8 protein-coding genes are annotated in these 9,435 nt (G+C 70.9%); 3 read left to right on the top strand and 5 right to left on the bottom strand.

The window, feature by feature from the left end; translation table 11 throughout:
* Window positions 1-12 precede the first annotated feature (12 nt).
* Both D474_RS0107535 and D474_RS0107530 read left to right on the top strand, forming a co-directional pair.
* Window positions 13-327, top strand: a complete 315-nt coding sequence (locus D474_RS0107535) for an AzlD domain-containing protein (protein ID WP_017612974.1) — start codon at window positions 13-15, stop codon at window positions 325-327.
* Between the two features lie 160 nt (window positions 328-487).
* Window positions 488-2,149 carry a thiamine pyrophosphate-dependent enzyme gene (locus tag D474_RS0107530; RefSeq protein WP_017612973.1) on the top strand — a complete coding sequence of 554 codons (1,662 nt, stop codon included), beginning with the start codon at window positions 488-490 and terminating at the stop codon, window positions 2,147-2,149.
* A 182-nt stretch (window positions 2,150-2,331) separates the two neighbouring features.
* On the opposite strand, the gene D474_RS0107525 is transcribed toward D474_RS0107530, so the two are convergent.
* The 4 genes from D474_RS0107525 to D474_RS0107510 all read right to left on the bottom strand — a co-directional run bounded on the left by D474_RS0107525 (window position 2,332) and on the right by D474_RS0107510 (window position 4,782).
* The gene (locus D474_RS0107525; RefSeq protein WP_017612972.1) at window positions 2,332-3,258 is read right to left on the bottom strand and encodes an RluA family pseudouridine synthase; all 927 of its coding nucleotides are present in this window, start codon (window positions 3,256-3,258) and stop codon (window positions 2,332-2,334) included.
* Entirely contained in the window at window positions 3,255-3,908 is a 654-nt protein-coding gene (lspA, locus tag D474_RS27925; protein WP_017612971.1) for a signal peptidase II, read from the bottom strand. Before lspA ends, D474_RS0107525 begins: the two co-directional genes overlap by 4 nt.
* 29 nt (window positions 3,909-3,937) lie before the next feature.
* Window positions 3,938-4,348, bottom strand: coding sequence for a TraR/DksA family transcriptional regulator (locus D474_RS0107515; protein WP_017612970.1), 411 nt, complete (start codon window positions 4,346-4,348; stop codon window positions 3,938-3,940).
* Between the two features lie 176 nt (window positions 4,349-4,524).
* On the bottom strand, window positions 4,525-4,782 hold the full coding sequence (locus D474_RS0107510) for a hypothetical protein (RefSeq protein ID WP_017612969.1): 258 nt from the start codon (window positions 4,780-4,782) through the stop codon (window positions 4,525-4,527).
* Window positions 4,783-5,129: 347 nt separating this feature from the next.
* Here D474_RS0107510 and ileS point away from each other — a divergent pair, with 347 nt between their 5' ends.
* On the top strand, window positions 5,130-8,330 hold the full coding sequence (gene ileS, locus D474_RS0107505) for an isoleucine--tRNA ligase (protein WP_017612968.1): 3,201 nt from the start codon (window positions 5,130-5,132) through the stop codon (window positions 8,328-8,330).
* 110 nt (window positions 8,331-8,440) lie between these two features.
* Here ileS and D474_RS32200 read toward each other — a convergent pair.
* Window positions 8,441-9,435 (bottom strand): putative sodium/potassium/calcium exchanger (locus D474_RS32200; protein ID WP_017612967.1); only part of this gene is annotated, 995 nt, incomplete at its 5' end.

Raw genomic sequence — 9,435 nt, 5'->3', positions numbered from 1 at the left:
GGCCCCCCGCCGATGACACTGTGGATCGCTCTGGTCGCCACGGCGGCCGGCTGTTACCTGCTCAAGTTCGCGGGGTTGGCGGCGCCCCGGTCGGTGTTGGACAACCCGTGGGTACAGCGGTTCGCGGTGGCTGTACCGCTGGCGCTGCTGGCCGCGCTGGTCGCGGTGGAGGCACTCGGCGACGGGCAGTCCCTGGTGTGGGACGGGGCGCGGATGGCGGGACTGGGCGCGGCGGGGTGCGCGCTGGGGCTGCGGGCCCCGTTCCTGGTTGTGGTCGTGGCGGCGGCCGCGACGACGGCGGGGCTGCGGGCCCTGGGGCTCGGCTGACCCACGGCTGTCCACAAGCGGCCCGCGGTGTTCTTGACCACCCCCGGCGGTGGTGCCAGAGTCGGCCGCACGAGCCCGGTCTCCCACCGGTGCGCGCCCGCCCCTCCACAAGAGGGCGCGGGCCCACGAGTGGACCTTGCGACGATGGAAGGACCCGCCCATGGCCACCACCCCCTCCCCCACGACCACCGCCGCGCAGGCGGTCGTGGAGGTCCTGGCCGGCGCCGGAATCCGGCGCTGTTACACCGTTCCCGGCGAGAGTTTCCTGGAGTTGGCCGACGCCATCGACCGGCACGAGCACATGGACCTGGTCTCGACCCGGCACGAAAACGGCGCGGGATTCATGGCCGAGGCCGAGGGCAAGCTGACCAGGGTCCCTGCCGTGGCCGCGGCCACGCGAGGTCCCGGCGCCTCCAATCTCGCGGTGGGGGTACACACCGCACACCAGGACTCCACACCGATGATCGTGTTCCTGGGACAGGCCGAGACCGACCGCCTGGGGCGCGAGGCCTTCCAGGAGGTCGACCTGACGGCGTTCTACGCGCCCATCACCAAGTGGTCGACGACCGTGCACCGGGCCGACCGGTTGGCCGATGTGACGGCGGAGGCGGTGCGGGTGGCCACGAGCGGGCGGCCCGGACCGGTGGCGGTCGCGGTCCCGGGCGACCTGTTCGGGGAACGTGTGCCCGTGCCCCCGCAGCGTTCCGGGTACGAACCGCCGCGCCCGCCTCTGCCGGAACACGACCGGGACCGGTTGGCGACCTGGCTGACCCGGGCGGTACGTCCCGTGATCGTGGCGGGCGGTGGTGCGCGCAGGGCGCGTGAGCAGCTGGTACGGGTGGCCGAGCACTTCAGTACGGGTGTGTACTCCTCGTGGCGGCGTCAGGACGTCTTCCCCAACGACCACCCGCTCTACCTGGGCCACCTGGGCCTGGGCAGCGCCCCATCGACGCTGGAGGCCCTGCGCGAGTCCGATGCGGTGCTGGTGGTGGGCTCGCGGTTGAGCGAGACGACCACACAGGGATACCGGCTCCCGGTCCCGGGCACGCGGGTCGCACAGATCGACGCCGACCCGCGCCAGGTGGGGTCCGGGGCCGATCTGTGGTTGGGCGCGGTCGCCGATGCGGGTGAGGCGCTGTCCTCGTTGGCGGCCTCGCGGCTGCCCTCGTCGTTCCGGGACTGGAGCGCAGCGCGGCGAGTGTGGGTGGAGAGCACCCGGCCGCCGCGTTCTGTGGAACAGCACACGGGACCGGGGTTGCACCCGTGGAGTGTGGTCGAGGGGATGCGCGAGGCGCTGCCGGACGAGTCCCTGCTGACCAACGACGCGGGCAACTTCGCTGCGTTCCTGCACCGGGGTTGGTGGTACCGCGCCCCCGATACGCAGCTGGCCCCCACGAGCGGGGCGATGGGGTACGCGGTTCCGGCGGCTGTGGCGGCGAAGCTGGCCAGGCCCGAGCGCACGGTGGTGGCGGTGGTCGGTGACGGCGGGGTGACCATGACCGGCCAGGAACTGGAGACCGCGGTGCGGATGGGTGCCCCGATCACGGTGGTGGTGTTCCAGAACGGCCTGTACGGCACGATCGCGATGCACCAGGCCCGCGAGCTCGGGCGGATGGCGGGCACGAGCCTCAGCGGCCCGTTGGACCTGGCCGGGTTCGCGCGCTCGTTGGGTGCGCGCGGTGCGACGGTGGACAGCCGCGAGGGGCTGGTCAAGGCGTTGTCGGAGGCGGTGCAGGCGGAGGAGCCGACCCTGGTGGACGTGCGTACCGACCCAGATGTCATCAGCCCGTCGGCCACGCTGTCGGATCTTCTGCCGAGCTAGCTCTTCTCCACTGGTCCAGGGACCCGGGCGCACACGCCCGGGTGAGCAGAAGCGTCGGAACCAGCTCCGACCTGCACGAGCGCATGAAAGGGCCCCGGACGGACGACTCGCCCGGGGCCCGGGGCCCGGAGCGGCGCGGCGAGCGCGGCCTGCTTCTCGGAAGGTCGTGCCCTCCCGCGGCGTCAGTCCTCGCGGAGCTGGTCGATGGCCTGCGCGAGGTCGTCCGGGTAGGGGCTGGAGAACTCCACCGGGCGGCCTTCGGTGGGGTGGTCGAAGCCGAGCCGCACGGCGTGCAGCCACTGTCGCCGCACACCGAGGCGCTCGGCGAGCGTGGGGTCGGCCCCGTAGAGCATGTCGCCCACGCACGGGTGGCGCAGCGCGGCCATGTGCACGCGGATCTGGTGCGTGCGCCCGGTCTCGAGCTTGATCTCGAGCAGGCTCGCGGCCCGGAACGCCTCCTCGGTGTCGTAGTGCGTCACCGATTCCCGCCCGCCGCTGACCACGGCCCAACGCCCGTCCCCCGCGGGGTGGCGCCCGATCGGGGCGTCCACGGTTCCGCGCAGCGGGTCCGGGTGGCCTTGAACCAGCGTGTGGTACCGCTTGTCGACCGTACGCTCCTTGAAGGCGCGCTTGAGGACGCTGTAGGCGAGCTCGCTCTTGGCCACGACCATCAGGCCGGTGGTGTTGGCGTCCAGCCGGTGCACGATGCCCTGGCGCTCGGCCGCGCCGCTGGTGGCCAGCTGCACACCGGAGGCCAGCAGTCCCTCCAGGACACTGGGCCCGGTCCAGCCGACCGTGGGATGGGCGACCACGCCGATGGGTTTGTCCACCACGATGATGTCGGCGTCCTCGTGCACGATCGTCATGCCCGGGACCGCCTCGGCCCGCGGGACCGGCGCGCTGGGCGGCGGCGGGAGGGTGATCTGGAGCCAGGCCCCGGCTTGGACACGGTCGGACTTGCCTGCCTCGGAACCATCGACGAACACGTCGCCTGCGGTGATGATCTCGGCCGCCCGTGTGCGCGAGAGCCCGAACATGCGGGCGATCGCAGCGTCGAGCCGGTCGCCCTCCAGGCCGTCGGGCACGGGCAGGCTGCGGGTGTCGCTCACTGGGCCCTCCCCTCACCGGGTCCGTCGCCGGGTTCGCCGCGCTCGGCGTCGTCCTCGGCCCCGTCCCCGGTTTCGTCGTCGTTGCGGTGCTCGACCTGCTCGGGGTGGGCAGCAGCGTCGGACCCGCCGTCCTCGCCCTCCTCCGAGGCGAGGGTCCCGTCCAGGTTGATGCCCTTGAAAGTCAGCACCACCACCAGGAACGCACCGACCACCACGCAGGAGTCCGCGACGTTGAACACGGGCCAGTTCGGCACACTGATGAAGTCGACGACGGCGCCCTCGAAGGGACCCGGCGGGCGGAAGAACCGGTCGACGAGGTTGCCGGCGGCACCGCCCATCATCAGACCGAGTGTCACGCCCCACCACAGGCTGCGAACACGCCACCCGATGTAGGCGATGCCCAGGACGACGACGGTGGAGATGACGGTGAACACCCACGTGTAACCGGTGCCCAACGAAAAAGCGGCCCCGGTGTTGAACACCAGGGTGAACTGGAGGAAGCTGCCGATCACGTCGACGAACTCGCCTCGGGTGAGGGCGGACAGCGCCCATTCCTTGGTGAGGAAGTCGACGACGACCGCTGTGAGGGCCACCCCAGTGAGCAGGCCGTACCTGCGGGGTCTCACCGAAGCCTCTTCGTTGGTGGTCATGTTGTTGTCCCCGGAGGGCTCTACCTCAGTCAGCGACGCTCCTCGCGCTGTTTGCAGGTGACGCACAGGGTGGCGCGGGGAAACGCCTGAAGGCGGGCCTTCCCGATCGCCTGGCCGCACGACTCGCAGACCCCGTAGGTTCCCGCGTCCATTCGTTCGATCGCCTTCTCGCTCTGCGCGAGCAGGTCACGAGTATTGTAGGCCAACGCCAGGTCGTGCTCGCGCTGGAAGGCCTTGGCACCGGTGTCCGCGGTGTCGTCCCCTGCGCCCTCGACGGGGTCGGTGAGGCGTTCGGTGAGTTCGCTCTCGTTCTGAGCCAGCTCCTCGCGCTGGGAGGCGATCTCGGCCTCCAACTGCTGACGCACCTCGGCGAGCTCCTCGCTCGTCCAGGGGTCCTCGCCGGGTCGCACCGGAAGGTCTGCGGCTTCGGTGGCCTTCATGGTGGGTTCCTTCCCCGTCGGTTCGCAGGCCGTCCCCGCCCCGCCCCACGGCGGGTCCCCCGGGGAGTCGGCCCGACTGGTGCGGCGAAGCCTAGGCAAAGAACGGACACGAGGCAACGATCCGGTCAGACCGGAGCGGCGCCGGCGGCCCCGTGCCACGGTCGTTCCGGACCGGCTCACTCCACCGTCGCGAACCCTCCGTAGTCGTCGGCGAGCAGACCCAGGTGGGTCTCGTCGAAGACCGCCGGGCCGCCGTGCGGACCGGTATGCACCTCGATGACCCAGTCCACGTCCTCGGCATCGTCCTCGCCCGCGAGCATCTCCCGGTGCACGGTGCAGGGTTCGTACCCCTGCTCATGGAGCTGCTCGGCCAGCTCCTCGGCGTCCTCGCGTTCGGTCAGCGTCACCATGACGGCGCCTCGGCCCACGGCCATGTCGTCTTCCTCCCCTGGAAACAGCGGGCCTCGCGTTGCCCCGCTGCGATATCCTGATGTACGAACGGTGTCGATGGGGAGAGTAACGCTGGCACCGACCGGTTGGAGCACGGCCCCCGCGGTCGGCCCACCCAGCGACCCGGGGACGGTGGGAGCCCGGGGGTACGACCAGCGCGAAGATCACCCCGGAGCCGCCGGAGGAACAGGGCGCGCGGCGCCCCCAGTAGAACCGGCACCGGCGTAACGAAGAGGGAACCGCGGCCCTGCTGCGGCTCCAAGGAGGGTGGTACCGCGGGGTCCGCCTCGTCCCTCCGTCAGGCACTTCCTGATGGAGAGAGGTTACGACGGTGACCGAGCACCCCCGGCCCGACGATCCCCGCGCGCTCCCGCAGTTGCCCGCGCAGATCGACCTTCCTGCGACCGAGCGCGAGATCCTCGACCGGTGGTCGAAGGAGAACATCTTCGAGCGCTCGCTCGAGCAGACCCGCGGCAAGCCGTCCTGGGTCTTCTACGAGGGTCCGCCCACCGCGAACGGTGTGCCCGGTGTACACCACGTCGAGGCGCGCGCGTTCAAGGACGTCTTCCCCCGGTTCCGCACGATGCGCGGCTACCACGTCGACCGCAAGGCCGGCTGGGACTGCCACGGCCTGCCCGTCGAGGTCGCCGTGGAGAAGGAACTCGGCCTGAGCGGCAAGAAGGACATCGAAGAGTTCGGCATCGCCGAGTTCAACGCCCGCTGCCGCGAGTCGGTCATGCGCAACGTCGGCGCGTTCACCGCCATGACCGAACGCATGGGGTACTGGGTCAACACCGACGAGGCCTACCGCACCATGGACGCCCAGTACGTGGAGTCGGTCTGGTGGGCGCTCAAGCAGATCTGGGAGAAGGAGCTGCTGGTGCGGGACTACCGCATCAGCCCCTACTGCCCGCGCTGCGGAACCACGCTCTCCGACCACGAGCTGGCCCAGGGCTACGAGACGGTGACCGACCCGTCGGTGTACGTGCGGTTCCCGGTGACCTCGGGCCCGCTCGCCGCCCCCGAGCACCCGACGTCTCTGCTGGTGTGGACCACGACCCCCTGGACCCTGGTCTCCAACACCGCCGTGGCCGTGCACCCGGACGTGGAGTACGTGGTCGCCACCGACGGCAACGAGCGCCTGGTCGTGGCCCGCCCGCTGTTCGAGAAGGTGCTCGGCGAGGGCTGGGAGCTCACCGGGGAGCGCTTCGAGGGCGACGAGATGGAGCGCTGGACCTACCAGCGCCCGTTCGACCTGGTGCCCTTCGACGAGCCCGCACACTTCGTCGTGCTCGCCGACTACGTCACCGTCGAGGACGGCACCGGTCTGGTGCACCAGTCGCCCGCCTTCGGTGGCGACGACATGGTCGTGTGCCGCTCCTACGGTCTGCCCGTTGTCAACCCGGTACAGCCCGACGGCACGTTCGAGGCCGACCTCGACCTGATCGGCGGCGAATTCTTCAAGACCGCTGACAAGACGCTGGTGCGCGACATGAAGCAGCGCGGGCTGCTCTTCCGCCACCAGCAGTACGAGCACTCCTACCCGCACTGCTGGCGCTGCCACACGCCGCTGCTCTACTACGCGGTCCCCTCCTGGTACATCCGCACCACCGCCGTCAAGGACCAGCTCCTGGAGCAGAACCAGGCCACGAACTGGGTTCCGGAGAACGTCAAGGAGGGCCGCTTCGGCGAGTGGCTGCGCGGCAACGTGGACTGGGCGCTCTCGCGCAACCGGTACTGGGGCACGCCGCTGCCGATCTGGGAATTCCCGGACGGCCGCCAGATCTGCGTGGGTTCGCTGGAGGAGCTGAGCCGGCTCAGCGGCCAGGACCTGTCGAACCTGGACCCGCACCGGCCCTACGTCGACGACGTGGTCATCCCGGACCCGGACGCCGACCCGTCGCTGCCCGAGGAGGAGCGGGTCGCCCGACGGGTTCCCGAGGTCATCGACGCCTGGTTCGATTCCGGCTCCATGCCGTTCGCGCAGTGGGGCGCCCCGCACCGGGAGAAGGAGACCTTCGAGGCCAACTTCCCCGCGCAGTACATCTCCGAGGCCATCGACCAGACCCGCGGGTGGTTCTACTCCCTGCTGGCCGTGAGCACGCTCGTGTTCGGCCGGAACTCGTTCGAGAACGTGGTCGTGCTCGGCCACATCCTCGCCGAGGACGGCCGCAAGATGAGCAAGCACCTGGGCAACGTCCTGGAGCCGATCCCGGTGATGGACCGCCACGGCGCGGACGCGCTGCGCTGGTTCATGCTGGCGAGCGGTTCACCCTGGACGGCCCGCCGTGTGGGGCACACGGTGCTGGAGGAGGTCGTCCGCAAGGTCCTGCTGACCTACTACAACACGGTCTCCTTCTTCACCCTGTACGCGAACGCCGGTGAGGGCTGGGACCACAGGAAGCTGGCCGACGCGCCGGCCCCGCAGGACCGCCCGCTGCTCGACCGGTGGCTGCTGTCGGAGCTCAACGAGGTCGTCCGCGACGTCACCGAGGCGATGGACAACTTCGACACCACGGGTGCGGGTCGGCGACTGACCGCGTTCGTCGACGACGTCTCGAACTGGTACGTGCGCCGCTCTCGCCGTCGGTTCTGGGGCGGCCCGTCGACCCCCGAGGGTGCGTCGGCCTTCGCGACTCTGTTCGAGGCTCTGGAGACCGTCACGCTGCTGATGGCCCCGATCGTGCCGTTCCTGACCGAGCACGTGTGGTCGGCACTGCGCCGTCCGGGCGCGGCCGACTCGGTGCACCTGGCGTCGTGGCCGGAGTACCGCGAGGACCTGATCGCCCCGGAGCTGGCCCGGAACATGGCGCTGACGCGCCGCCTGGTGGAGCTCGGCCGGTCGGCGCGCGTCGACCAGGCCGTGCGCACCCGTCAGCCCCTGGGCCGTGCGCTGGTGGGTGCCGACGGTTTCGCGGAGCTGCCCGAGCAGCTGCGCGCCCAGGTCGCCGAGGAGCTGAACGTCCAGTCGCTGGAGTCGCTGGCCGCGGTCGGTGGCGACCTGGTCGACTACACGGTCAAGCCGAACTTCCGTGCGCTGGGCAAGCGGTTCGCCAAGCGCACGCCGCTGGTGGCCAAGGGCATCCAGGCCGCCGACCCGGCCGCCCTGGTCGAGCAGGTGCGCAGCACGGGCTGGGCCCAGGTGGAAGTCGATGGCGAACACGTGGAGGTCAGCGCCGACGAGGTGCTGGTGACCGAGCAGCCCCGCGAGGGCTGGGCGGTGGCCTCGGAGTCGGGCGCGACGGTCGCCCTGGACCTGGAGCTCACACCCGAGCTGCGCCGCGCAGGTCTGGCCCGGGAGATGGTGCGGATGCTCCAGGAGGCGCGCAAGCGCAGCGGTCTGGAGGTCTCCGACCGGATCCACGTGCGCTGGTCGGCCTCGGACGAGGCCGCACGTGCTTTGGAGGAGCACAGTGAGACCATCGCCGGAGAGGTCCTCGCGGACGCCTTCGCCGCCGGTGAGGTCGACGGTGAGCCGTTCACCACGAGCTCGGAGGAGTTCGGGGTGAGCTTCGCCTTCCGCAAGGCCTGACGTTCAGAGGGGGCGGGTCCCTTCGGGGCCCGCCCCTGTTTCATGTCACCTGTCGGGGTTGGCCCGGGCACTCTGAATGCCCGACAGCACGTTGACGTGTGCCCGCGGGATCAGCGCGAGGAGCCGGGTTCCTCGGCGCCGACGGCGTCCGTCTCGCGCTCGACGGCCTCGTGGTCGCTGTCCACGATGACCGCGTAGGCGACGGCATGCTCGCCCGCGGAGTCGGTCTCTTCCCCGTCGGAACCGTCGTCCGACCGATCTTCCACCGAACCGGTGTCCTCGTCCGTGTCCTGTTCGTCGACGGCGACCTCGTCCGCAGAGGACTCGTCGGCGTCGGAGGGCTCGGAACCGGCATCGTCGTCCGCAGGGTCGGCGTTCTCCGCCTCCTCGGACACATCCGCGCAGTCCTCGTCCACTGGGTCCCGGGCCTCGTCACGCTCGGGTCCGGATTCGGTACCGGCGTCCTCGGAGGCCTCGTCCACCACGTCCTCGGAAGACATGCTCTCCACGGGCTCCTCCGGCTCGTCGGACTCGGGGGCAGTCACTTCCGCATCGCCCTGGACCTCGCCCCCGTCGTCCGAGACGCCAGCCGAGTCGTCGGCGGGCTCGACCGCGACAGCGTCGTCGGCAGAGTCGACGCCGGATCCTGTGTCGACCGTCATGGGGGCGTCGTCCGTGGTGGCCTCGGACTCGCTGTCGGTCACGGCTTCTTCGTCGACCGTGCCCCCGGTGGAGATGTCCTCGTCGACCCCGGAACCGCGCGTTTCGGCCGGCTCGGGCTCGACCGAGCCCTCCTCTGCGGCCTCGTCGTGGGCGGAGAGTTCCTCGCCGTCACCGGCGGGGACGATCGCCTCGTTCTCGGTTTCGCCGACCTCGGCGGGTTCGTCGTCGGCCTCGTCCTGGACCGGTTCGTCCTCAGCGGCGTGCGCCGTCGCGGGAGCCTCGTCGGGCTCGACCTGCTCGGGCGCGGGGACGTCGTCCTCGTCGGTCCCGGACTCGGGCTCGGGTCCGGTGTCCTCGGCGGGATCGGAAATCTGGGGGGCGGGGTCGCGCTCCTCCTGCTCCTCGTCCGCTGAGCGGACGCTGGCGGAGAAGGGGACGTTCT

Origin of the sequence: Nocardiopsis salina YIM 90010, assembly GCF_000341025.1 — a bacterium.
GTDB lineage: Bacteria > Actinomycetota > Actinomycetes > Streptosporangiales > Streptosporangiaceae > Nocardiopsis > Nocardiopsis salina.
The sequence above is the reverse complement of the archived record's forward strand: the minus strand, read 5'-3'. Positions and strand labels throughout refer to the sequence as shown.